This is a genomic window from Blautia hominis (assembly GCA_002270465.1).
Taxonomy (GTDB): Bacteria; Bacillota; Clostridia; order Lachnospirales; family Lachnospiraceae; genus Blautia; species Blautia hominis.
Window position 1 is genome coordinate 33,609 of record NQOF01000010.1, and the last position, 25,626, is coordinate 59,234.

Annotated in this window: 16 protein-coding genes; 13 read left to right on the forward strand and 3 right to left on the reverse strand. The window is 47.5% G+C overall.

Features of this window, described 5'->3' with window-relative positions; all coding sequences use genetic code 11:
* Positions 1-168: 168 nt before the first annotated feature.
* The 8 genes from CI595_RS23760 (at position 169) to CI595_RS23795 (ending at position 17,395) form a co-directional block, all read left to right on the forward strand.
* Positions 169-6,507 carry an anti-phage protein ProA gene (locus tag CI595_RS23760; RefSeq protein ID WP_095176163.1) on the forward strand — a complete coding sequence of 2,113 codons (6,339 nt, stop codon included), beginning with the start codon at positions 169-171 and terminating at the stop codon, positions 6,505-6,507.
* Positions 6,508-6,850: 343 nt separating this feature from the next.
* Positions 6,851-6,928 carry a potassium-transporting ATPase subunit F gene (locus CI595_RS27430; RefSeq protein WP_095176164.1) on the forward strand — a complete coding sequence of 26 codons (78 nt, stop codon included), beginning with the start codon at positions 6,851-6,853 and terminating at the stop codon, positions 6,926-6,928.
* Between the two features lie 105 nt (positions 6,929-7,033).
* Positions 7,034-8,764 carry a potassium-transporting ATPase subunit KdpA gene (kdpA, locus tag CI595_RS23770; protein ID WP_095176094.1) on the forward strand — a complete coding sequence of 577 codons (1,731 nt, stop codon included), beginning with the start codon at positions 7,034-7,036 and terminating at the stop codon, positions 8,762-8,764.
* A gap of 27 nt (positions 8,765-8,791) precedes the next feature.
* Positions 8,792-10,858 (forward strand): potassium-transporting ATPase subunit KdpB, encoded by a 2,067-nt coding sequence (gene kdpB / locus CI595_RS23775; RefSeq protein WP_095176095.1) that lies wholly within the window; start codon positions 8,792-8,794, stop codon positions 10,856-10,858.
* Between the two features lie 13 nt (positions 10,859-10,871).
* Positions 10,872-11,519 carry a potassium-transporting ATPase subunit KdpC gene (gene kdpC / locus CI595_RS23780; protein ID WP_095176096.1) on the forward strand — a complete coding sequence of 216 codons (648 nt, stop codon included), beginning with the start codon at positions 10,872-10,874 and terminating at the stop codon, positions 11,517-11,519.
* Positions 11,520-11,529: 10 nt separating this feature from the next.
* Positions 11,530-13,575, forward strand: a complete 2,046-nt coding sequence (locus CI595_RS23785; protein WP_095176165.1) for a DUF4118 domain-containing protein — start codon at positions 11,530-11,532, stop codon at positions 13,573-13,575.
* A gap of 90 nt (positions 13,576-13,665) precedes the next feature.
* The gene (locus tag CI595_RS23790) at positions 13,666-14,469 is read left to right on the forward strand and encodes a helix-turn-helix domain-containing protein (RefSeq protein WP_095176097.1); all 804 of its coding nucleotides are present in this window, start codon (positions 13,666-13,668) and stop codon (positions 14,467-14,469) included.
* 226 nt (positions 14,470-14,695) lie between these two features.
* Positions 14,696-17,395 carry a translation factor GTPase family protein gene (locus CI595_RS23795; protein WP_095176098.1) on the forward strand — a complete coding sequence of 900 codons (2,700 nt, stop codon included), beginning with the start codon at positions 14,696-14,698 and terminating at the stop codon, positions 17,393-17,395.
* On the opposite strand, the gene CI595_RS23800 is transcribed toward CI595_RS23795, so the two are convergent.
* Entirely contained in the window at positions 17,370-18,284 is a 915-nt protein-coding gene (locus tag CI595_RS23800; RefSeq protein WP_095176099.1) for a LysR family transcriptional regulator, read from the reverse strand. The two genes, CI595_RS23795 and CI595_RS23800, sit on opposite strands and share 26 nt — an antisense overlap.
* Positions 18,285-18,511: 227 nt before the next feature.
* Between CI595_RS23800 and CI595_RS23805 the strand changes: the two genes are divergently transcribed.
* Complete coding sequence (locus tag CI595_RS23805; protein ID WP_095176100.1) at positions 18,512-19,201, forward strand: YoaK family protein; 690 nt, start codon at positions 18,512-18,514, stop codon at positions 19,199-19,201.
* Positions 19,202-19,367: 166 nt separating this feature from the next.
* On the forward strand, positions 19,368-21,113 hold the full coding sequence (locus tag CI595_RS23810; protein ID WP_095176101.1) for a hypothetical protein: 1,746 nt from the start codon (positions 19,368-19,370) through the stop codon (positions 21,111-21,113).
* Here the strand turns inward: CI595_RS23810 and CI595_RS23815 are convergent.
* Together CI595_RS23815 and CI595_RS23820 are read right to left on the reverse strand one after the other, a co-directional pair.
* Positions 21,101-22,495, reverse strand: coding sequence for a sensor histidine kinase (locus CI595_RS23815; RefSeq protein ID WP_095176102.1), 1,395 nt, complete (start codon positions 22,493-22,495; stop codon positions 21,101-21,103). The genes CI595_RS23810 and CI595_RS23815 overlap by 13 nt on opposite strands.
* Positions 22,492-23,199: a response regulator transcription factor gene (locus tag CI595_RS23820; RefSeq protein WP_095176166.1), complete on the reverse strand. Its 708-nt coding sequence runs from the start codon at positions 23,197-23,199 to the stop codon at positions 22,492-22,494. The genes CI595_RS23815 and CI595_RS23820 overlap by 4 nt, the downstream gene beginning before the upstream one ends.
* 180 nt (positions 23,200-23,379) lie before the next feature.
* On the opposite strand from CI595_RS23820, the gene CI595_RS23825 reads away from it, so the two are divergent.
* Genes CI595_RS23825 through CI595_RS23835 form a run of 3 tightly spaced genes read left to right on the forward strand, consistent with a single transcriptional unit; the run spans position 23,380 to position 25,621 of the window.
* Positions 23,380-24,135 carry an ABC transporter ATP-binding protein gene (locus tag CI595_RS23825; protein WP_095176103.1) on the forward strand — a complete coding sequence of 252 codons (756 nt, stop codon included), beginning with the start codon at positions 23,380-23,382 and terminating at the stop codon, positions 24,133-24,135.
* On the forward strand, positions 24,132-24,854 hold the full coding sequence (locus tag CI595_RS23830) for an ABC transporter permease (protein WP_095176104.1): 723 nt from the start codon (positions 24,132-24,134) through the stop codon (positions 24,852-24,854). Before CI595_RS23825 ends, CI595_RS23830 begins: the two co-directional genes overlap by 4 nt.
* Positions 24,851-25,621: an ABC transporter permease gene (locus tag CI595_RS23835; protein WP_095176105.1), complete on the forward strand. Its 771-nt coding sequence runs from the start codon at positions 24,851-24,853 to the stop codon at positions 25,619-25,621. The genes CI595_RS23830 and CI595_RS23835 overlap by 4 nt, the downstream gene beginning before the upstream one ends.
* The last annotated feature ends 5 nt before the right edge of the window (positions 25,622-25,626 follow it).

The following is a 25,626-nucleotide window of genomic DNA, read 5'->3' on the forward strand; positions in this document are numbered from 1 at the left end:
AAAGAGATTGCTGTGAATATAGTATTTGAGTATAATGATATTATATATGTAAAAAACGATCTTTCGTTAGCTGAAAAAGAGTTTTTGATAATGAGATGGTAAATCAAAGATTATTGACTGTATATAACAGATAAACCGGCAGTGTATAATAAGACAGGGGGCATGAAAGTGGAATGGAGAGCACTTTTTGATCAAAATGTATTAAATGCCGCGGAGAAATATATTAGGAGCGGTTCGATCCAAAATTTGACTGTGGATGAGAAACGGCTTACTGCCCGTGTGAGCGGTATAGAAAATTTTAATGTGGAGATTCGCCTTGCGGAGAATACGGTGTCTTCAATGAAATGCACCTGCTCTCATGCAGGTTCTGGCTGCAATTGTGAACATATGGCTGCCGTTCTTTTGGCATGGGAAAACGATACCAAGGCTGACCCAGATCATGCAGCGGGAGAGAACAACACAAAAGGTAGGGAGAAAGCGGAAATCGCATCTAAGAATGTTTTGCAGCTGACCTGCGATATCGATGATGTGCTGACCTATGCGATTGTTCACAACGGTGTACATATAGTCAGAGATATTTGTATCAAAAATATATCGGAAGCCGATTTGGATGATCTGATGGTTAGGATCAGTTCCGGAAATGAACTCATTATGGATTTTGAGCAGGGTATTGAGAAGATAAAGCCTGGAGAAGAGTTTCATCTTAAAAATCTGAATGTTTCCATTAATGCAGGATACCTGGCATCTCTTACAGAGAGAAGTTCGTGTCAGCTTACAGTAGGAATTTATTCTAAAGAAGACCGGTTGCTATCGGAAACCATAAATATTACCGCATTGGCCTTTGAACAATGGCCGGGCCTACAGTATACACCGGAGCTGTTAGCAGCATTTTCCATGCCGAATCATCCTGTAGTGACAAGTTTGATTCAGCTTGCTGCTAAATATATGGAAAAGTGGACCGGAGATCCGTCATTGGCGGGGTATCAATTTGAAGACCCCAATCGGGTTGTGCATATGGCTGCCGCAGCCTATGCGGCAATCCAGCAGAAAAATATCACCTATGCGGAGCCGCCTTCAAGCTTTGAAGAGTTTGGGCAGAGAATCCGTCTGGCAGATACAGTCCTGGATCAGCGTCTGGGAACCTGCATGGATATGACATTGCTTTATGTGGCGTGCTTGGAAGCCATGGGGCTTAATCCTGTTATGGTCATGATGAGGGGGCATATCTTTGCCGGTGTGTGGCTGGTTGAGGAATCCTTCTCCGATATGATCATGGATGATCCCTCTCAGATGGAAAAGCGTATGTCAAAAGGTATTCGTGAGATGATCGTTGTGGAATGTACAGCCATGTGTGCCGGAAAGGGAAGATGCTTTGATGAGGCCGTTACGCTGGCAGAGCGTAACGTGTCCGACTATGGCAATTTTGCTTTTGCCATTGATGTGAAGCGTGCCAGAAGCATGGGGATCCGTCCGCTTCCGGTACGTGTAAAGACAGCAGAAGGATTTCAGGTTCAGCATGAGGACCGGGAAGAGAAGGATATCACAAATGCCACTAAAAATAAAGTCGAGATTTTCAATCTCCCGGATCCTTCCCAAAAAGGAACGGTCACAAAGCTGACACAGTGGGAACGCAAGCTTTTGGATCTGAGCCTTCGCAATATGCTGATCAATATGCGTATGACAAAAGCAGTAGTTCCGCTTTTGTCTTCCGATGTAAGTATTTTGGAGGATGCATTGTCGGAAGGGGAAGAATTCCGGGTTATGCCTCGGCCGGCAGATATGTCAATTGCAGGAGATGGCGGCGTCACGGTGGAAGCATTGGGGGATCTGGGGCCGTTTGCGGATTTTATTGCACTGGAGAGCAAACACCGCAGACTGCACTCTCTGTATGCGGAGAAAGAATTGAACAGCTCCCTGACAAAAATGTACCGCTCTGCAAAAACTTCTATGGAAGAGAACGGAGCAAGCACATTATATCTGGCACTGGGTCTACTTCGGTGGTTTGAGGGTAAGAAAAGTGCTGCGGCAAGGTATGCGCCCATTGTGTTGGTACCCATTGATATCATCCGGAAATCGGCCAGTAAAGGATATGCTATGCGTATGCGCGATGAGGATGCACAGATCAATATCACACTGTTGGAATTCCTGAAGCAAAATTATGATACGGAGATTTATGGATTGAACCCGCCGCCGATGGATGAGCATGGCCTGGATCTGCCTAAGATATTTGCGATCATCCGCCATGGGGTGATGAACCTTCCCATGTGGGATGTGGTAGAGGCAGGATTCATTGGAAACTTCTCCTTCTCGCAGTTTGTGATGTGGAATGATGTTCACAGCAACTGCACATTTCTTGAAAACAACAAAATCGTTCACAGCCTGATGATGGGAGCTGTGGATTGGGATTGTACAATTCCGGAGGGTGTGGACACGGATGAAGCTTATCTGCCGGTGACTGTTGATTCTTCTCAGCTGCGGGCGATCAATATGGCGGCAGCCGGGGTGAGTTTTGTATTACATGGTCCCCCCGGTACCGGGAAATCACAGACGATCACAGCAATGGTGGCCAATGCCCTTACGAAGGGGAAGACGGTTCTTTTTGTTGCGGAGAAGATGGCAGCTCTTGAAGTGGTACAAAAGAGGCTTTCGGCTTTGGGAATCCGCGATTTTTGTCTGGAGGTGCATTCCAATAAGGCAACAAAGAAGGCAGTTCTGGATCAGTTGAAAAGGGGGCTGGAGATTGGCGTCTGGGGACAGAAGACAGATTACGATAAAAAGATTCAGGACATTCGCAAAATGCGTGCTGATCTGGATGCCTATGCGAAAGCGCTGCATGTGAAAAGACCGTTTGGTAAGAGCCTTCGCCAGCTAATGGATATCTATGAAATGATCCCGGAGTTGAATAAGAGCGTGCGTTTTGATCATACATATGCAGGTTCCCTGACAGAGAGTGACCTGGATCATCAGGCTCATAGCCTGGAGCGTTTGATCGCAGCAGGAAAAGGAATCGGTCATCCTCATGATCATCCGCTGCAGGTGGTACACAAGACAGAATACAGCCAGAGGCTGAAGTTTGAGCTTGAAACTATCATCCGCTCCTATAGAGAGTCCCTGGAAGTATTCCGGAAGGATATGCTTGGCTTCGTGGAATCCATGGAAATAAAGGCCCCCGTTACAGAGGATGAGTGGAGAGATATCTGCAATTATGCCCGCAGCGTCATTGCTATAGAGAGGATTCCGGCATTTTTACGGCGGTCCGGCAGTGTGGAACGTGAATTTGCAGCGCCGGAGACCTATCTGTCCATGCGGCAGGCATTTGAGGCTAAGAAGGCCGGGTTCCTGGCAAATTGGAATGAAAACTTTCTCCGTATGGAGATGGATACATATCGTGAAAAGTATGAGCAGGCGAATAAGAAATTTTTTGGCAAAGGAAAAGCACTGGCAGCACTGACATCTGAAATGCAGGCATTTGCATCTTTTACAGTGGAGACAGACCGGATCTTAGTGTACCTTACAGATATTTCTTTTTATCAAAAAGAAGCTGAGGAAATAGCAGAAGCCGAGGCGGCATTGTCCTATGAGTGGAAAGAAATTCTCAAAGATCATCCCACAGGGGAGGCTCTGCAGGCATACAAAGACCATGTGAAGGGACAACTGCAGATCATATCACACTTCTCGGATCAGATACAGATACTGGAGAATGAAGGAGCCTTGAAAGGCTGTATCCGGAAGGCAGAAAATCTGATAACAAGCCTGGAGTCTGTGAAGGCAGCAGAAACCCAAGCAGCAGAATTGCTGGAGCTGACTTTTGAAAACACGGAAGAAAATTGGATGGACAGCAGATTAAAGCTTTGTGCAGGCATTCTGGAAAATGCTTCTTCCATAAAGGATTGGATCGTTTACCGGCAATTTGCCGCGGAGTGCAGACAGAGAGGACTGGGCCCCATCTGTGATGCATATGAAGCAGGGATTCCCCATGATGAGGTTATGACCGTATATCTGCGGTCTATATACAGAACCATCATTTTGTCGGTGATTGAAAAGGAACCGGTATTGAACGGATTCACGGGTATCGGGTTCAATGAAAAAATCGCACAATTTAAGAAGCTGGACCAGGAGTTCATGGAACTGACCAAGGATGAGATGTTTTACAAGCTGACGCATCAACTGCCTACATCTTATGAGTCTGTAGATATCAGCAGGGAATTGAATATTTTACGAAGAGCGATCAGCAGTAATGGCAGGGGGATATCCATCAGGACGCTGTTTGAGCAGATTCCGCATATCCTGACAAAATTATGTCCGTGTATGCTCATGAGCCCAATCTCCGCGGCACAGTATCTGAAGGCCCAAAATGATTTATTTGATATTGTGATCTTCGATGAGGCCTCACAGCTCCCCACCTGTAAAGCCGTGGGTGTACTGGCAAGAGGCAAAAATGCGGTTATCGTAGGTGATCCCAATCAAATGCCGCCTACCAGCTTCTTTGCCGGGAATACAGTAGATGAAGATAACCTGGATATTGAGGACCTGGACAGCATTCTGGATGACTGTCTGGCACTTGGGATGCCATCCGCTTATCTGCATTGGCATTATCGAAGCAGGCATGAGAGCCTCATCGCTTTCAGTAATCAGGAGTTTTATGAAAACTCCATGCTTACCTTCCCGTCTGTAAATGACCGGGAAAAGAGGGTAAACCTGGTGAAGACGGACGGTTTTTTTGACCGTGGAAAGGGCCGCGTCAATGAAGGGGAGGCAAAAGCGATCGTTGCGGAAATAAAGAGAAGATATCAGAGTACGGAGCTGACGAATCAGACCATTGGCGTTGTTACCTTCAATATAAGCCAGCAGACGCTGATTGAGGATCTGCTGCAGGAAGAGTACCAGAAGGATGCGGCATTTGACAGATGGGCAAATGTTGGTGAAGAGACTCTGTTTGTCAAGAATCTGGAGAATGTACAGGGAGATGAGCGTGACGTTATTCTGTTCTCGATTGCCTTCGGTCCTGATGCAGATGGTAAACTGTCATTGAATTTCGGACCATTGAATAAAGACGGCGGTTGGAAACGGCTGAATGTGGCCGTATCCCGTGCCAGACTTGAAATGGTGGTGTTTACTATCATGACTGCCGATATGATCGATCTGAGGAGAACGAAATCAAAGGGGGTTGAGGCTCTGAAGGATTTCCTGGAGTTTGCGCAGAAAGGCAGACTGCAGGGAGAATATGTGGAGACCAGAGTGCGGAGAGATCAGGGAATTATGGAGCACATCTGTCAGGTGATCTCTGATGGCGGATACAGATACCAGAAGGCTGTAGGGCATTCAAAGTTTAAGATTGATATTGCAGTGGCCAATCCTTACAATGAGGAGGAGTATCTGCTTGGTATTATGCTGGATGGAGAGTCCTATCGCCAGTCGTCGAATACCAAAGACCGCGAGGTGGCGCAGAGCAGTGTTCTGAACGGACTTGGCTGGGAACTGCATCGTATCTGGACCATGGACTGGTGGGATAACAGGGATAAAGAATTGTCTAAGCTGATGCAGGTGTTGGAAGAAAAGAGGGAAAAGGCATATCAGACATTTCTTGAAGCGCAGTCGGTCTGTGCTGCGGAGGCGGCAGCAGGGGAAAAAGAAACGGTTGAAGTTTTTGCCGATGAGTCGGAGGCCGCAGTGAAACAGGATGAGACAGCAGAAGATTTATCCGGTAAAGTTACCGGAAATGTTGAGGCTGCTGTGGAGAATGAAGGGAATGTTTCAGAGCAGACGAAGGCCGGACCGGAAATGGATGAAAAGTCGGAACCTAAGTTTGCAATTGATATTGAAAATCGTTTTGCTCCTAAAAATCGGATAGCAGAGGAACTTGATAAAAAGGTTGCTGCCGGGAAACAGAATACTTCGGCCGTAGTCAAACAAGTATTACTGGGAGTGTTGGAGTACCGTGTCGAGGATTATGTATATGCTCCGGAAGAGGGGATAGATCTTACTGCAGCTGATTATAACAAAAAGGAAAATTTGGAACAGATCACCGCAAAGATACAGCAGATTCTAGATGCTGAAGCGCCTATTGCATATGACAGGCTCATGAAAAAAACGCTTCGAGCTTTCAATATTGCGCGTTCCAGTCCCCAGACACTGGAAACAACAGACAAGGCGTTAAAGAAGGCTCTGACTAAGTTAAATAAGCAGGCCGGCGTCAGGTTTTACTGGCGGAAGGATCAGGAGCCGGATATGTACAGAGTGTACAGAATGGATATTGTTTCTGCGGAGAAGAGAACTGTCGACGAGATATGCCAGCAGGAGCTTAAGAATGCAGTCTGCTTCACACTGCAGGAAAAAGGCGCACTCAATAAGGACATACTTATGAAAGAAACCATTCGGACAATGGGATACGCAAGGAGTGGAACGGCCTTGATCGCTGCTGTAGAACGAGGGCTGAAATATGGAAGGAAGACAGGAGAGATTGGGCAGGATACAGAGAAGAGATTTGTTTTGAATACGGATAAATGAAAATAGAAGAGGACTCATAAACCCCTTGAAAGCACAGCGCTTTCAGGGGGTTTTTGCGTTCCTGCTGCATCAGTTCCTTACAATCCTTCTGTTATTTATCCAATCTTAATACAAAAGCGGTTTCCCTTATGCGCATTTAGGATATTACGTGGTAACATCAGTTACATCCTGAAAGATAAAGGAGGGGACCTGATATGATGGACTTAGCTATGGTGGCTGTACTGCTTGCCTGTTTTGGTTTCATGAAGCTGTTTACCGGATGGTGCAGCAGGCAGGTGGATACAGGCAGCGACGAAAATAAGGAGTAAAGGAAAAGTGCAGAACGACGACAGGAGGGAACAACATGATATTATTGGGAATTATAATTCTGCTGACAGCGGCTTATTTGCTCTATGCCCTGGTCTATCCCGAAAAATTATAGAAAACAAAGTGTTACTGTCTGCAGGCATGGCTGCTTGGCTCGTTGCCCGCAGATATAAAAAATCAGTGACAGGAATAAAGAAAATGACAGGAGGATATAAAAGTCATGTTACAGATAACGCTGACTTTGGCAATTTTCATTTTGGCAGTTATTCCAATGGGAAGATATATGTATCACATTGCAGCCAAAAAGAAAACATTTGCAGACCCATTTTTTGACAGGGTGGATAACGGGATATATAAAATCTGCCGTATTGACAGAAACGGAATGAACTGGAAGACTTATGCATTAAGCCTGCTCATGGCAAATGCAGTTATGATCTTTGTGGGATATATGGTGTTGAGACTACAGCATGGGCTGTTTCTGAACCCCAACGGAATCGATGGAATGGAGCCCACCCTTTCCTTCAATACAATTATAAGCTTTATGACAAATACCAACCTGCAGCATTATTCCGGTGAATCCGGACTTTCTTATTTAAGCCAGATGCTCGTGATCATTTTCATGATGTTCACTTCCGCGGCATCCGGGTATGCGGCCTGTATGGCATTTTGCCGGGGGCTTGCAGGAAAGAGAAAGGACTTGGGAAACTTCTACGAAGATATGGTGCGTATCACCACACGTATCCTGATCCCATGGTCCCTGATATTCGGCCTTGTTTTGATCTGGCAGGGCTGTCCGGAGACCTTCGGCTCGAATATCACGGTAGAGACGATCCACGGAAAACTTCAGGATTTTGCCATGGGTCCCATAGCGGCACTTGAGATCATCAAACATCTGGGAACAAACGGAGGCGGTTTCCTTGGAGCTAACTCTTCCACACCCTTTGAAAACCCTACCGTTATCACGGATATCGTGGAACTGATCTCCATGATGATCCTTCCGGGTGCATGTGTACTGACCTTCGGAAAGATGTGCCAGGAGAGAAAGAAAGCGGAAGTTAAAACAAAGGAAGTCAAAACAAAAGAACCATTATTCGGAAAACAGGGAAGAACTATTTTTGCAGCCATGTCCGTTATCTTCCTGGTGGGCCTGACTCTGTGCTTTGTGTCTGAAAAGGCCGGAAATCCTGTCCTTGAGACCGCGGGGATCAGCCAGGAAATGGGCAGCATGGAAGGAAAGGAAGTAAGATTCGGGATTGACCAATCCGCCCTGTTTACCACTGTCACTACATCCTTCACCACAGGTACGGTCAACAATATGCATGACACACTGACGCCTCTGGGCGGAATGGTGCCGCTTTTACATATGATGCTGAACTGTGTCTTCGGCGGCAAAGGCGTTGGCCTTATGAATATGCTGATGTATGCGATACTGGCAGTGTTCATCTGCGGGCTGATGGTGGGACGTACACCGGAATATCTTGGGAAGAAGATAGAGGGAAAAGAAATGAAACTGGTGGCGCTGGTGCTGATCGTGCATCCGCTGCTGATTCTGGGATTTTCCGCGCTGGCAGTTTCCACCCAGGCAGGTCTGGAGGGCATAAGCAACCCTGGTTTTCACGGGTTGTCGCAGGTGTTGTATGAGTTTTCATCCGCGTCGGCCAACAACGGCTCCGGTTTTGAGGGACTGTCTGACAACAGCTATTTCTGGAATATCACAACAGGACTTGCAATGTTCTTTGGCCGTTATATAGCTATTATTGCCCAGCTTGCCATTGCGGGATCTCTGTTTGCGAAGAAGATGACAAAGGCTTCCGTTGGTACCATGCGTACGGATAATGCGGTATTTACCATTTTACTGGTATTCATTGTATACATTTTTGCAGCTCTGACCTTCTTCCCGGCACTGGCTTTGGGGCCGATTGCGGAGCATCTGACCTTGTGGTTTGCATAAAATTTGAGAAAGGGATGTAAAAGAAGAATGTCTAAAAAACAACAACAAACAAAGTTCGTGACAAAGGACATTTTAAAAAGTTCTGTTATAGGTGCATTTCAGAAACTGAGTCCGAAATATATGGTGAAAAACCCTGTCATGTTTGTAGTGGAGGTGGGGTTTGTGCTCACGCTGCTGATGACCATTGTTCCAACTCTTTTTGGGGATGATGCATCAGTGGGATATCTGAGAGTCTATAATGGGATCGTGTGTGTAATACTTTTTATAACCGTATTATTTGCCAATTTTGCGGAGTCTGTAGCGGAAGGGCGGGGAAAGGCCCAGGCTGCCACACTGAAAAAGACAAAACAGGATACAAGATCACGCCTTATAGACAAAGACGGTACGGAATTGACCGTAAATGCTTCTGACCTGAAAATGGATGATGTGGTCCTGGTAAAAGCGGGAGAGATAATCCCAAATGACGGGGAGGTCATAGAGGGGATCGCGTCTGTGGATGAATCAGCCATAACAGGGGAATCCGCGCCTGTAACACGTGAGGCGGGAACCGATTTTTCATCTGTCACAGGAGGAACAACGGTGGTCAGCGACTGGCTGAAGATCAGGATCACATCAAAACCGGGAGAGTCTTTCCTGGATAAAATGATCGCCCTGGTGGAGGGGGCATCCCGCCAGAAGACGCCCAATGAGATCGCGTTGAACACCCTGCTGGTAGGTCTTACGATTATTTTCCTGATTGTTGTGGTATGCCTGTATCCTTTTGCTACTTACTCAGGGGTGCAGATACCTGTCTCCACAATGATAGCCCTGTTGGTCTGCCTGATCCCCACTACGATCGGCGGCCTGCTTTCCGCCATCGGTATTGCGGGAATGGACAGAGTTACCAGGTTTAATGTGATCGCCATGTCGGGAAAGGCAGTAGAGGCCTGCGGGGATGTGGACACCATGATACTTGATAAGACAGGTACCATTACCTTTGGAAATCGTCTGGCAGCGGAGTTTTATCCTGTCGCCGGAAAGAGCAAAGAGGACTTAATGGACTATGCGGCGCTTACTTCTCTCTGTGACCCTACGCCTGAGGGAAAATCAACAGCAGAACTGGCAAAAAGTATGGGAAGCAGAATAGATGACAGTGCTGCTGATCAGATGGAGTTTGTGGAATTCACAGCCCAGTCCAAAATGTCAGGGGTAAACCTGGCAGGCGGCTCTCAGATCAGAAAAGGAGCGGCAGATGCTATCAAGGAGAGAGTCCTGAAAAATGGAGGCAGCGTGCCGGATGATCTGGACACCATTGTGGAAAAGATCGCGGGCCTTGGAGGAACTCCCCTTGTGGTGGAAGCAGATGCTGTGATCTACGGTGTTATTTATTTGAAAGATACAGTAAAACCGGGATTGGTGGAACGCTTTCAGAGACTTAGGGAAATCGGGATCAAGACCATTATGTGTACCGGCGACAATCCGCTGACAGCGGCCACCATTGCGAAAGAAGCCGGTGTGGATGGCTTTATTGCTGAATGCAGGCCTGAAGATAAGATCCGGGCCATCAAAAAAGAACAGGCAGAGGGAAAACTGGTAGCCATGACAGGTGACGGTACTAACGACGCCCCGGCCCTTGCCCAGGCAGATGTGGGTCTGGCTATGAATTCCGGTACGGCAGCGGCAAAAGAGGCCGCAAATATGGTGGACCTTGATTCTGACCCCACAAAAATACTGGAAGTGGTGGAAATAGGAAAGCAGCTTCTGATCACAAGAGGTTCCCTTACCACATTCAGTATAGCTAACGATGTGGCGAAGTATTTCGCCATTATACCGGCCATGTTCACTTTGGTGATTCCGCAGATGCAGATGCTGAATATTATGAAGCTGGCGACACCTATGTCCGCTATCTTATCAGCACTTATTTTCAATGCGATCATAATCCCGTGCCTGATTCCCATTGCCATGCGAGGTGTGAAATACAAGCCTATGAGTGCGGAGCGTATGCTTCTGAAAAATATGGGTATTTACGGTCTGGGCGGTATTATTGTACCTTTTGCTGGAATTAAGATCATAGACTGTCTGGTAGCACCGCTTTTGGCAGTGCTGGGAATGTAGGGAGGAAGATTTTATGAAATCATTTTTTAAATATTTTAAGAGTGCCCTGATCCTGACTGTTCTCATGCTGATCCTCTGTGGGTTTGCCTATCCGGCAGCTTTGACCGGACTTGGGCAGTTGATATTCCCGCATCAGGCAAACGGAAGTCTGATCACTGCAGAGGGAGAGAAGACAACAGAACCGGAAGAGGCCATAGGGTCTGCCATTGTAGGGCAGGATTTTTCAGGAAATCCAAGGTATTTTCAAGGCCGTGTATCCGGTGTGAATTATAACACTTATACAGAGGAAGAAAAGGAAGATAATAGTTACGGCGGTGTAGGCTCCGGCGGCTCCAATCTGGCTCCGTCCAACGAAGAGCTGAAAGAACGGGTGGAAAAGTCTGTGGATGAATTCCTGGAAAAGAATCCGGGTGTGGAGAAAGGAGATATTCCTGCTGACCTCCTCACCGCTTCCGGTTCGGGTATGGACCCGGATATCACACCTCAGTCAGCCAAGATCCAGATTCCTGCCATTGCTGAAAATACAGGACTGAGTGAGGAAGAACTGGAGAAAATAGTTGAGAACAACACACAAGGCAAAGTCCTTGGCGTGTTCGGACATGAGAGAGTCAATGTCCTGAAATGCAATCTGGAGATTGCAAAAGCCATTGGAGAAATCTGAGGAGTATGCCATGGTAGGAGAGGAAAGGCCAAGTTCCCAGGAAATGCTTGAAAAGATTCAGGTGGAGGAGGAAATGGCACGGAAAAAGGAGATGGGGCAGCTCAAAATATTTCTGGGATATGCAGCCGGCACAGGGAAGACATATGCCATGCTGCAGGCCGCAGGGGAGCTGAAAAAGCAGAAGATAGATGTAGTTGCCGGATATGTGGAGCCCCATGCGCGGCCGGAAACCACGGCATTGCTGGAGGGGCTGGAGCAGCTTCCGTTTTTGATGGTGGATTATAAGGGTGTAAAAATACGGGAATTTGATCTGGATGCTGCCCTGGAGCGTCATCCGAAAGTGATCCTGGTGGATGAACTGGCGCACACCAATATCCCGGGCTGCCGCCACAGCAAACGGTACCAGGATATAGAGGAATTGCTGGAACACGGGATCAATGTGTACACCACCGTCAATATCCAGCACTTGGAGAGTCTCAATGACAATGTGGCGAGTATCACCTCCATCATGGTCAGGGAAACCATACCTGACCGTGTGTTTGACCGGGCCAGCCAGGTGAAACTTGTGGATATCGAGCCGGAAGAGCTGATCGAGCGCATGAAGGAAGGGAAGATCTATCAGGGCGCGCAGGCGCAGAGGGCTCTTCAGAATTTTTTTACCAGAGATAAGCTGATCGCCCTTCGGGAGATTGCTTTGCGCCGTATGGCGGACCGTGTGAACCATCTTGCTGAGGAGGAGAAAAAGATCTTTGGCACAGGAGAATACTCCACCGGTGAGCATGTTCTCACCTGTATTTCGCCCGCACCTTCCAACGCAAAGGTGATTCGCACAGCAGCCCGTCTGGCCTATGCATTTCATGCGGAATTCACTGCGCTGTATGTGGAGACCAGATATCTGCAGAATGCGGATGAAAAGGTGAAAAAACGAAGGGACGAAAATATGCGGCTTGCCAGAAGCCTGGGGGCAAAGGTAGCCACAGTTAACGGGGAGGATGTGTCCAGGCAAATCGCGGAATATGCCAAGGTCAGCAATGTGACAAAAATCGTTATGGGCAGAACGGCTCACCGGATTTTGTTTGGGCAGACAAGAAAAACCCTGGTTGAGAGCCTGAATCAATATGCCCCCAATCTTGATGTGTATGTCATACCTGATCTGCAGAGCGGTATCGGTCAGCGGCCCTATACCATAATAAAAGCCGGGAAATTTCTGCAGGGTATGAAAGGAACCGATTTCTGGATCATGCTGGGCATGATGGCGGTCAGTACAGCGGGCGGTTTACTGTTGGCACATTTTCAGATGACGGAAGCAAATATTATCATGGCATATCTGCTGGGGGTGATGCTGACTGCGATCTTTACCCAGGGGTATGTGTGTTCTGTGCTGGCCTCCATCCTCAGTGTGATATTGTTCAACTATTTCTTTACTGTGCCGGTCCACAGCCTTCAGGCATATGACGCAAGTTATCCGGTAACATTTGCCATGATGTTTACGGTCAGCCTTCTCACATCCTGGAATATGTCAAAGATACAAAAACAGAATGAGGAAAATGCAAAGCGGGCCTACCGCACGGAAATCCTTCTGGTGAACAGCAAAAAACTGAGGCGTGCCAAATCCAGACAGCAGGTCAGCGATGATCTGGCTGTCCAGATACAAAAGCTGATGCAGTTTACCGTGATCATATATATGAAGAAAGATGGTGTGATACAGATGCCTTCCATATATCTGCGCAGCGGAATTGAGAATGGCGGGGAGGAGGGCCTGAGGGCAGATTATACCTCCCGGTCAGAGCAGGCTGTGGTCAAATGGGTATTTGAAAACGGCCACAGAGCCGGATGCACTACCCATACCCTTCCAAATGCCAAGGCTATTTATCTTCCGGTCATGGAGGATGATAAGGTTTCTGCCGTGGTGGGGATGGTGCTGGAAGAGCGCAGGGAAATTGCCGTATTTGAATACAATCTCATATCCGCTATGCTGGATGAGGCCGCGCTTGTGCTGGAGAGGATCCAGAAGATGGAGGATTTGGCAAAGTCCATATCTAAAAACACACCATAGCGCGGAGAATACAGGATTCTACTGTCAGTCGATTGCCAAATCATGCATTTTAAGATAAGCTTTTGATTAAGAAAGCAGGAGGCGGATAAAATGTTTGAGATTGACAAAGTGCGATTCGGAGCATTTCTTTTAGAACTGCGGAAAGAAAAGGGATATACCCAGAAACAGCTTGCCGAAAAATTATTTGTTTCTGATAAAGCGGTAAGCAAGTGGGAACGGGGGCTGAGTCTGCCGGATATCACCCTTCTGGGCCCGCTGGCAGATATCCTGGGCGTGACAGTAACGGAATTACTGCAGGCCCGCCGCATCAGTGAGGAAAAAACCATGACAAAGCTGGAGGTGGATGATCTGGTTTCAGGTTCCATCCACTTATCTGTTGAGGAGCAGGAAGAAAAAAGGGTAAGACAGAGAAAACGCATGATTTGTTTTCTGCTCTGCACAGCGGCTGCAGCTTTGGAAACATGGGGTTTGATGCGCACAGGCGGCGGTAAAGAGATATTTTCTACCGAATTTTTTACTATTGAGGGAATGTACCTTTTGTTTGGGGCATGGTTTTTATTATTTGCAAGGGAGACACTCCCGTCTTTTTATGATGAGAATAAGATCAATTATTACAGTCAGGGTCCGTTTCGGATACATATTGCAGGAGTGCATTTTAACAACAAAAACTGGCCTCATGTGTTGAGGGCGGGCAGAATCGTCATGATGGGAATTGTGGTTTTTAATCCCTTGTTCAGCTTTCTGCTCTTTAAGATCCTGGGGGCAGCATGGTGGGGGAGATATGAGGGATATGTCAGCCTGGCGGTGGTGCTGTGTACATTTATTCCCCTTGTTGTAGCGGCAAAGAAAAATGAATGTAACAGTTCAGACAGATCTGCGCATTTACTGCGCTGACCGTATGAAAAAGTAGTGCCAGCTTTATCCAGCCCATGGCGATGCCATTTTTAATGGCTGGATGCGTAACAGTTCAGCTTGTCTGAACTGTTACAAATGAATAAGAAAGATTCAAAGACAGAGAATCTCCAGGGACTTTTCCGGGGGATTCTTTTATGTTATGATGAATAAGGAATACAGTTTTAGAAGAAAAGGGTAGAAAACAATAGAATAGGAAGAACGCAATATGAAAACAAATAAATTAGCAGTCGGCATTCTGGCCCACGTGGATGCCGGCAAGACAACTCTGGCTGAGAGCATCCTCTATTTGACAGGCAGCATCAGAAAGCCGGGACGTGTAGACCATCAGGATGCGTTTTTGGACACTTACGACTTGGAGCGGGAGCGGGGGATCACTATTTTTTCCAAGCAGGCGGAAGTGAAGCTGGGAGAAAAAGAAGTGACACTTCTGGACACACCCGGGCATGTGGACTTTTCTGCGGAGATGGAGCGGACCCTGCAGGTGCTGGACTATGCGGTGCTGGTCATCAGCGGTGCGGACGGTGTGCAGGGACACGTGCAGACTCTGTGGAGGCTTCTGACAAGATACAAAATCCCTGTATTCCTGTTTATCAATAAAATGGACCAGGAAGGAACTGACAGACGGAAACTTCTGGTGGAACTGCAGAAACGCCTGGATGAAAGATGTATAGCCTTTGATGATAAGGAGGACAGAGAAACTTTTTTCGAGAATCTGGCCATGAGTGATGAGGCTGTATTGGAAAAATACCTGTCTGACGGCACGGTGGAGCCGGGAGAGATCATAAGGCTGATCCGGGAACGGAAAGTATTCCCCTGCTATTTTGGTTCTGCCCTTAAAATAGATGGGGTGGAGGAGTTTTTGCAGGGACTGGACACTTATACAGCCTGTCCGGATTACCCGGAGGATTTCGGTGCCAGGGTTTACAAGATAGCCAGGGATACCCAGGGGGCCCGTCTGACGTATATGAAGATCACGGGCGGTATCCTGAAAGTAAAGCAGATGCTGACAAACCGCCGGGAAGGAAAGGAAAGCAGTGAGGAGATTTGGGAGGAAAAAGCAGATCAGCTCCGTATCTACTCCGGTGCCGGTTTCCGCACCATCAGCGAGGCCCCGGCAGGTACGGTCTGTGCGGTGACAGGGCTTTCATGGACGTTCTGCGGTCAGGGACTGGGCGCTGAGACTGAGGCGGAGCTGCCACTTCTGGAGCCGGTCCTCACTTATCAAATCCAAATCCCGCCGGAATGTGATGTGCACCGGATGTATTTGAAGCTCCGCCAGCTGGAGGAGGAGGAACCGGAACTGCACATTGTCTGGGAGGAGCAATCCAATGAGATCCATGCCCAGGTCATGGGAGAGGTACAGATAGAGATATTGAAGCGTCTCATCGCGGAACGTTTTGACACAGAGGTGGAATTTGGCGCAGGAAGCATCGTCTATAAAGAAACCATTACAGAACCGGTGGAAGGTGTGGGGCATTTTGAACCCCTCCGCCACTATGCGGAGGTGCATCTTCTGATGGAGCCGGGGGAGCGGGGCAGCGGCCTTCAGTTTGAGGCTGCCTGCAGTGAGGATATCCTGGAACGGAACTGGCAGCGCCTGGTGCTGACACATCTGGAGGAAAAACGCCACAGAGGTGTACTGACAGGTTCAGAGATCACGGATATGAAGATCACGCTGGTCACAGGACGCGCCCATCTGAAACATACAGAGGGCGGAGACTTTAGACAGGCCACTTATCGAGCCGTGCGTCATGGACTGAAATGCACAAACAGCCTCCTGTTGGAACCGGTTTATGAATACAGGCTGGAGATCCCTTCCGATAAGGTGGGCAGGGCACTTTCGGACATCCAGAAAATGTATGGTACATTTTCTGAGCCGGTCATAGAGGGAGATATGACTATATTGACAGGTACTGCTCCTGTAGCTGCCATGCGGGATTACCAGACAGAGGTGGTTGCCTACACCAAAGGCCACGGACGGCTCTCCTGTACACTGAAAGGGTACGAACCCTGTCACAATGCGGAGGAAGTGATCCGGGAAATAGCCTATGATCCGGAAAAAGATACAGAAAACCCCACAGGCTCTGTATTCTGTTCCCACGGCGCCGGTTTTGTGGTAAGCTGGGACAAGGTGCGGGATTATATGCACCTGGACAGTGGGATTCGCCTGGAAAAAAAGGAAAAGCCCGTGCAGGAACGATCCATCCGGACATCCGGCCAGATGATCCCAAGCGGCGGTCCGGCAGATGAAAAAGAGCTGGAAGAAATATTTACCCGCACGTATGGAACCGCGAAGAAAGAGAGAAATCCATTTAACAGAAAGCGAACGGTCAGTGCGGAAACTTCTTCCCCCAGGGAATACAAACCGAAAAAGCAGGGGACAGAGGAAGAATATCTGCTGGTGGACGGCTACAATATCATATTTGCGTGGGAAGGATTAAGAGACCTTGCCAATGCCAGCATCGAAGCTGCCAGGAACAAACTCATGGATATTCTCAGCAACTATCAGGGATATAAGAAAAATACACTGATCCTCGTATACGACGCCTACAAAGTGGAAGGCAATACAGGTGAGGTGATGAAATATCACAATATCTATGTGGTTTACACAAAAGAAGCGGAGACCGCAGACCAGTATATTGAAAAGACCGTACACGAGATTGGAAGGAAACACCGGGTCACAGTAGCAACCTCTGACGCCTTGGAGCAGATCATCATTCTGGGACAAGGTGCAAGCCGCCTTTCAGCCGCGGGACTAAAAGAGGAGATCCAGGCCGCAAATATTGAAATCAGGAGCAACTATCTGAACCAGGGCCAGAATGGGAAAAACTATTTATTTGACCATCTGTCAGATGAACTGCAGGGATTGATGGAGGACGTCAGAATGGGGAGGAAGAAGCTGTAGTATCCGGGCCGCACAAAAGTTCTGTCAGCTTTTTGGCTGCAACACTGAGCGGGCGCTCTATATCCTGTATCAGGCATATGGAGCGTTTCGGCGGTTCCCCATGCAGAGGAATCCGGAAGATTTCATGTTTATCCAATGCATCTCTGGCAAATTCCTCAGGGAGAAAGCCGATCCCAAGCCCGTTTTTTACCATCAGGAGTACCTGATCCATAGTAGCCGCCTCCAGATCCGGTTCCAGGGTCAGCCCATGTTCCAGAAAAAAGTCCCCATACAATTCATAGCTTCTGGATTTCTTATCCATACAGACAAAAGAGTAAGGTTCCAGTTCCCCAAGATCCCATGTTTTTTCTGAAAGCCCTGAAAACTGCGGTCCCCCCACAAGGATCTCCCTGAACTGTTTCAGTGGTGTTTCTTTTAAAGGTATGCGGATACCGGACGGATTTGTGATAACCGCAAAATCTACCGTGCCATTTTTTAAAGCAAGTATGGCTTGAGGTGTTGTCTGATTTGATATCCGTATCCTTACGCCCGGGTATTCCCTGTGGAACTCTCCCAGTTTATGTAAAAGCAGTCCATGCAGTGCCGTTTCACTGGCTCCAATAGAAACCTGACCGCTTTTAAGAGACTGCTCCATTCTCAATTCTTCCTCCCCGGCCTGGATCTGTTCCACAGCCAAGGCTACATGTCTGAAAAGCTTTTCCCCCTCCGGCGTGAGTTTAACGCCCCTGTTAGAGCGCAGCAAAAGTCTGCATCCCAGTTCATGCTCCAGGTTATTCATAGACCGGGTAATATTGGGCTGGCTGTTCATCAAAACAGAGGCTGCCTTTGTAAAGCTATGATACTTAGCCACATAATAAAAAATTTTATAATAATCGTAAGTCACATTCATCATTTTTCCCCCACATTACGGTTCTGTTTTAAACTCCTTGTGATAAAAGCTTATTCCCTGCCGCACATCTCCGCCAATCTCTGCTGCAATAGACAATGCTCTCATCTGATATATAAATATGATATAGAAATAATAACATATATATATTTTACATCTTACACCTCAAAAGTATAATATAGAAAAGAATAAAAAACAATGCAAATCAGCAGCAGTCAACAGGAGGAACTATGAAGCCGGCAGTCAAACCAGTGATCAAATCCCGTCAAATGTCAGAATCCATGCCCCTTGCCATATTTCTAACCCTGGCCGGCGGTTTCCAGGATGCTTATTCCTACAACTGCCGCGGCAGGGTCTTTGCCAATGCCCAAACCGGAAACATTGTCCTGCTGGGGCAAAACCTGGCTCAGGGACATTGGGGAGCAGCATTTCGCTATTTTATTCCCCTCTGCGCATTCCTTCTGGGTGTTTACATCACAGAACGTGTACACCACCGTTTCCGGGCAAACGAAAAAATCCACTGGAGGCAGGTGATCCTTCTGATAGAATCGCTCCTGCTGGTCATTACCGGTTTTCTTCCGCAGACCCTGAATATAAGTGCCAATGCCCTTATGTCCTTTGCCTGTGCCATGCAGGTCAACAGCTTCCGAAAATTTCACGGCCTGCCCTGTGCCACCACCATGTGCATCGGCAACATCCGCAGCGCCACGGAAATGCTCTGCAGATATCACATAACAAAAGACAAAACACTAAGACGGAAAAGCATCCACTATTATTTTGTGATCCTGATCTTCGCCATAGGTGCAACTGCAGGAGCACTGATCACATCAGTTCTTGGCAGCCCCGCCATCTGGACAGCCGCGTGTCTTCTTCTGGCAGGTTTTGTACTTATGTTTATGAAAGAACAGCCGGAGCCATAAAAAAATGATTTCATCCTTGCATTTCCTCAGAAAATATGATATTGTTAGTCCACAACAAAAGGCAGTGTCACTGCCTTTCTTAAATATCTATTTATCTATTCAACAAAATCAGGCATTTCGCCAAATTATCAATTCATCTTAATTCATATCTGAAGGAGGTTTTTTTATGGTGCAAAAAAACATGGTGTGTGAAGGGCTTCGCTGTTATGTGCACTCCAAGTCTGCATTTATTGACTGGTGTATGGAATCTTCCAAAGAGTCCCGTGGTATGCTGATACAGGCCATGATGGAGGCAGACCGCAGAGAGGGGTTTTTTGAGTCCTCCCAGATGGGCAGTGTTGTTAAAATGCAGATCCTGTGGGACCAAGAACAAAAAGAGCATGTGTTTGATGCCATTATCAGGAAAAAGCTGCGGAGGCGCCAGCAGGAGGAAGTGCCCCAGAGATTGGCAGTTGCAATGGGACCTGCGCTGAACCTGGATCATGAGGAAGTCCATGTGGAGAGTATCCTCTTTCTGGCATATGCAGTTGTGAGAAATGAGGCCTGCAGAAAAGCGATGATGGAATATGCCAAAAGGGAAGGGGAAAAATGCTATGAAGCATACAGAGAGTCCAAGTTTAGAGAGTCCGCCTTCCCATCCTGGTTTCTCGTGGATGACAGACTTCCGGCAAGCATGGCAGTCGGACTGATAGAGCGGATACGTCAGGAATATAAGACACAGCAGTGCTGTGTACTCAGGGAAAACAGGCTGTATAAAAGTCTTATGGAAATCCTGGAAGAAGGTTACAGAAATTTGAAAAACCAGTTAAAAAAGGCAGACTACATAGATGGCAGCATGTTTCAAAAAATAGTTAAAAACAGCAATGATATGGTATTGGCAGCAGCCGAGATGATGGTGCTTTTGACAATGGCCGAAGATTCGGAAGTTCCGGTACATGAGGATTATGATTTCTATCTGGGGCTTCAGATGCTCTTGACTTATGAAGGGGATCTGGAAAGATTGCCGGAATTGGAAAACACGGATAATAGGGGAAGAAGACTGCACAGACAGCTTCAGAAAGAACACCTGCAGATGGAATCCTACTATACCTGTTATTATCTTGATGGGGCAGCGGCGAAAGAAAACGAGTTGGATCTGGAGCTGGTCTTTGCATATTTTCATCTGAATCTGAGAATGCTGACGGGAATTGCGCTGGAGCAGAAAGATGTGGATTTTCTCTGTTCTCTGGCAGAGGACATAAAATGGGAGGACTATATACAAATACTGCTTACTGCAACCCTGTGCAAATATATCCACAGGCTGCATAAGTTATGTGAAGAACAGGATCCTAAGGAACGCCGCTACCTGCAGCGCAGAGCTGAAAAAGACAGGGATACTATGCTCAGTGAAATAGAAAACCTGCAAAGCAGGACAGAATACCTGGAACAAAAGAAAAAAGAGCTGGAAAAACATCTGGAGCAAAGCGAAACAGAGAATGCAAAGCTGAGGGCCCGACTCCAAAGCGCGGAGGAAAACAATGCGTTGGAGCGGGATGAGCTCATCAGTCTGCGCAACTATATTTTTCAGTGCGTACAGGCAGAAGAAAAGCCAAAACAGGAGGAGGCCCTCAGCAATGATGAGTATGCAGAGCTGATGAAAGGTGAAAAAATGCTTATCATCGGGGGACATGCAAATTGGCAGAAAAAGATGAAACAATACCTACCCCACAGCCAGTTTTTATCTTCCGACAATCTGCATTTTGACAATTCTGTACTATACTGCAAGAAATATCTTGTATTCAACACAGACATGATGAAGCATGGATTATACTATAAGATCACAGGTCAAAGAAAAAAAGGGCAGAAAATCCTCTATGTCCACGGAAATAACATAACCAAAAGTCTGCAGGAGCTAAAGCGTCAGTTACCATAGGGCAGCCGGATAACAACCCGGAATCCCCCTCTTTCCCCGTGTGAAACCTCCATGCCTCCCCCATGCACCTCGGCGATCTGTCTCACCAGCATCAGCCCCAGCCCATGCCTCTGATTTCCTGTCTCCCTGTCGCAGACCATATAGTGCGGCGCCTTCCGGATCCGCTCAAGCTCTTCATCCGTTACCCCGGCACCGTTGTCCTCCACTGCGATCTGGCAGGTTTCCCCTGCCTTCCCCACAGAGATAAATAAGGTACATCCATCCGGATTATGCACCTGGCTGTTGGTTATCAAATTGGAGACCGCCCGTGACAAAAGTCCCTTATCCGCCTTCACATAACAGTTCTGCATATCCTCCCCGGCAGCCCATTCAATAGGAAATTTCCCTTCCAGATCCAGATTCAGAAAGTCCACGGCTGTCTGCCTGACAAGCGGTACCAGATTTACGGTATCCATATGGAGCGGCTGTACGTTATACTCCAGCTTTGAAGCCAGGTTCAGGTCATTGACCAGATTTTTCATCCGCAGGCTCTGCTGCCGGATGATCCGCGCTTTATTCCTGTCTCTTTTTGGTACATTTCGGTTCTCCTCAATCTGGCTGGCATAACCCAGAACCATGGAAAGAGGAGTCCGGATATCATGTGAGACCCCAGCTATCCAGTTTGCCCTGGCAGTCTCCTTTTTTTTGAGCTGATAATCCTGGCTGCGCAGCTTCTCCGCCGCCTTATTAATGGAAACGGCCAGGTCTGAAAGCAGCCCTTTTTCCTTTACATACACATTTCTGTCAGCAGGCAGTGCTTCAATCCCATGGATGACCGGTTTTACAGAGCGCAGGACCCCGGAAGTTACTATTAGATAGACAAAAAATATAAAAAGCAGATTACAGCTCAAAAATAACAGGATCGTTTGGGGCATATTTTTGATAAGATCATAATCAAAAGTATTGTACATTAATTTCCAATAAGATTTTTTGGGAAATCCCAACAGGAGCAGATCGTCGCCATATCCGCTGGAAGCCACGGGATAGTCATTGATGTACCCTCTGACCGCTGTGGCTATGCTGGCGGCAGAATACTGGGTGGGTATTCCCTCCGGAAGATTGCTGCTGTTCCAGAGAATAGATCCGGTTTCATTGTCAACCAAAACGGCCCAGGCTTTTGTCCTGGATAGGGCTTCTTCTCCCTGAGCAGACAATTCATAAGTCCCGTCATCCTTTCCGGTAAGAGCAGATGCCACCTGATCTGCGGTGGACCATGCACCATGGTTGGCAGCCTGCTTATAAGAAATAAGGATCAGAAGAAATAAATTCAGAAAGACCAGCAGCACCAGAGAAAACAGCATGGTTACAATGAACCGTTTTATCAGCTTCAGAATACTCTTCATTGTCCATCCTCCGTGACCAGTTTATAACCAAGTCCTTTCACAGTCAGCAAAGACTGGGGTTTGGAAGGGTTCTCCTCAATTTTTTCCCGTATCCGCCGGATATGTGCCATAAGGGAATTTTCATATCCGAAGGGATTGTCCCCCCACACTGCCTCGCAGAGCATATCAATGGTCACAATCCTGCCTGCATTTCGGCTCAATACCTGAAGAAGATCAAATTCTTTGGCAGTCAGAGCCACAGGTAATCCGTTCCGGATCACTTCTGCCCGGTCAAAGTCCAGGGTGCAGGCCTTCAAATGTACCAGGTTTGACTGATTTTTATAGCTTCTTTTTAGGATCACATGAAGCCGCAGGATCAGTTCCCTGGGCAGAAACGGCTTTACCATATAATCATCGGCGCCCAATCCCAGACCGGTAAATTTATCTTCATCCTCCCCCCGGGCCGTTAAAAAAAGAATAGGAAAGTCAGAAAGATCCCGAACCTTCCGGAACAGGGAGAAACCGTCCCCATCCGGCAGCATCACATCAAAGATGCCAAGCTCAGGATTCCACTCCTGACAGGCCGCCAGCGCCTCCGCCGCATTCTTTGCTGTTTTTATCTGTGAATAGCCTTCGTCCTGCAAGATAGAGAGAACCATATGGAGCAGCTCCGGTTCGTCATCCACAAGAAGAATTCTTTTTCTTTTCAAATATTCATTCGCCATCATCCATACCTCCTGTAAACGCAAATTTCCCTGTCCTTATTATATCAGGAAATCATCCCGCCGGATGGCATAAAACAAAAATGTAAGGTAAATGTAAGGTTATGAGAATGCTGCTGTAAGGTTGGGTTTCTATAATAAAGACAGAAACAAAGTAAAAGAGCCGCAAAAGGAGAAAGGATCATGAATATTATTGAAACCCATCATCTGACAAAAGAATACGCTGACTTTACAGCCGTCTCAGATTTGAATATGCATATACGCAAGGGGAGTGTCTACGGATTTCTGGGACCAAACGGGGCGGGCAAATCTACCACAATGAAAATGTTTTTGGGACTTACAAAACCCACCAAAGGCCGTTTTACCATTCATAACTGCACCTTTCCGAGAGACAGGATGAAAATTCTCAGGGAGGTGGGGTCTTTTATTGAGGCACCTGCTTTTTACGGAAACCTGTCAGGCCAGGAGAATCTGGAGATCATAAGAAAGATACTCGGGCTTCCAAAGTCCAGTGTAGCGGATGCCCTGGAGCTGGTAGGACTGACCCAGTACCGCACCCGCCTGGCCAGAAAATATTCTCTTGGTATGAAACAAAGGCTGGGTCTGGCCTCTGCCCTGATCGGCCGTCCTCCCATTTTGTTCCTGGATGAACCTACCAATGGTCTTGACCCGGTGGGTATCCATGAGATCCGAACCCTGATTCGATTCCTGCCAAAGAAATATGACTGTACCATCCTGGTTTCCTCCCATCTGCTCCCGGAGGTGGAACTGATGGCTGATGACATCGGCATCCTGAATCACGGACGCCTGCTTTTTGAGGGCGACTTGCAGGAACTGAGGCAGAAAGCAGATTTTGAGGGTTACCCTTCAGACAATCTGGAGGATACCTTTCTGGCAATGGTGGAGGAAGATAACCGAAAGAGAGGTGCTGGACAATGACACTTGCATTGGAGTGGAAAAAAATGAGGCGGACCGGTTTCTTTCCTGCCTTTTTGGCGGGAGGTCTTTTGACTGCAGCAGTCCCGGTGGTAAATATGACGGTCCGTTCTGAGAACTTCGTAAACCTGCCAAAATCCCCCGGGGCAATTCTGATGGATGCCAACTGGCAGGTGATGTCCATGCTGCTGTCGTTTCTTCTCATCATAGGTGCATGTATCATGTATCACACAGAATTTGCGGATAATGCCATGCAGCGCATGGATACCCTGCCCGTGCAGCCTAAGAATCTGTTTTTGGGCAAATGTATTGTGCTGGCAGTCTTGGCATTGGGTGCATTGATATTGGGAGGCGCGGCCCTTCTGTTCTGCGGATGGAAATGGTTTTTGGCGGACGGGACATTTGCGGCGGAGATATTGAAAAGTATGGGATTTTCCCTGGTCATGTTTCTGCCTTTGCTTGTCTTCATGGCAGCGGTGTCTTCCATCTGCAGAAACATGTGGATAGCCCTTGGGATCGGAACCATCGGATTGTTTATGACATCCATCCTACAAAACACGGAAGGGATATTAGCCTATCTGCCTTTTATGATGCCGTTTAAGGTATACCCGGCGCTAAAGGAGGCGCAGATAATGAAATGTATTATGATATCCTGCGGGGAAACAGCAGGACTGGGACTGCTGGAAATGATCTATATCAAAATAAGGGGGAACTTTACATGAACTTTTTATCCTTAACGGCAGTAGAATTGAAGAAAATACGCCGCTCAGGTATCCTCTGGATCCTGTTGATCCCTGTATGTTTGATATGGCTGACAAGCGTGAGCAACGCTGATATAAACTTCACCATGGGGAATGAGGGGATATCACCGGAAAACAATTTTTTTATTCAAAGTTTTATGGGGTATGCCTGGTTTATGTACCCGGCAAGTATTGTCATCAGTACGGTAATGATGGTGCAGACGGAGAGGAAGAATAAAGGAATCCTGAAAATGCTGGCCCTGCCTGTCTCCGCAGCACAGCTCTGCCTGGTGAAGTTTTTCGTTCTTCTGCTGCTGGCGGCCGTACAGATCCTGGTCATGACACTGGCGTATTTTCCAAGTGCAGCCATTGCGTCCCACATGCAGGATTATCCTTTCATGCTTCCTGTCCTTGACATAGTAAGAGAGGCGGGAAGGATTTACCTTTCATCCATTCCTATGGCAGCGTTTTTCTGGATGCTTGCTGTATGTATACAGACACCTATTTTTTCTATGGGTGTGGGGATGGCGTCCATAGTGCCGTCTGTGCTTTTGATCAATACGAAATATTGGTTTGCATATCCCATGTGTTACCCCTTTCTCATGACTGCGTCCAGGATGCATGAACTGGCAGCCAATATGGGGACATTTGGTTTTGATCTGATACCGTTCATACCGGTGGCGGCGGGCCTTACGGTTGTCTGCCTGCTGATCGCCTGCGTCCGTTTCGGACAGGCGGAAAGGAGATAAATGAT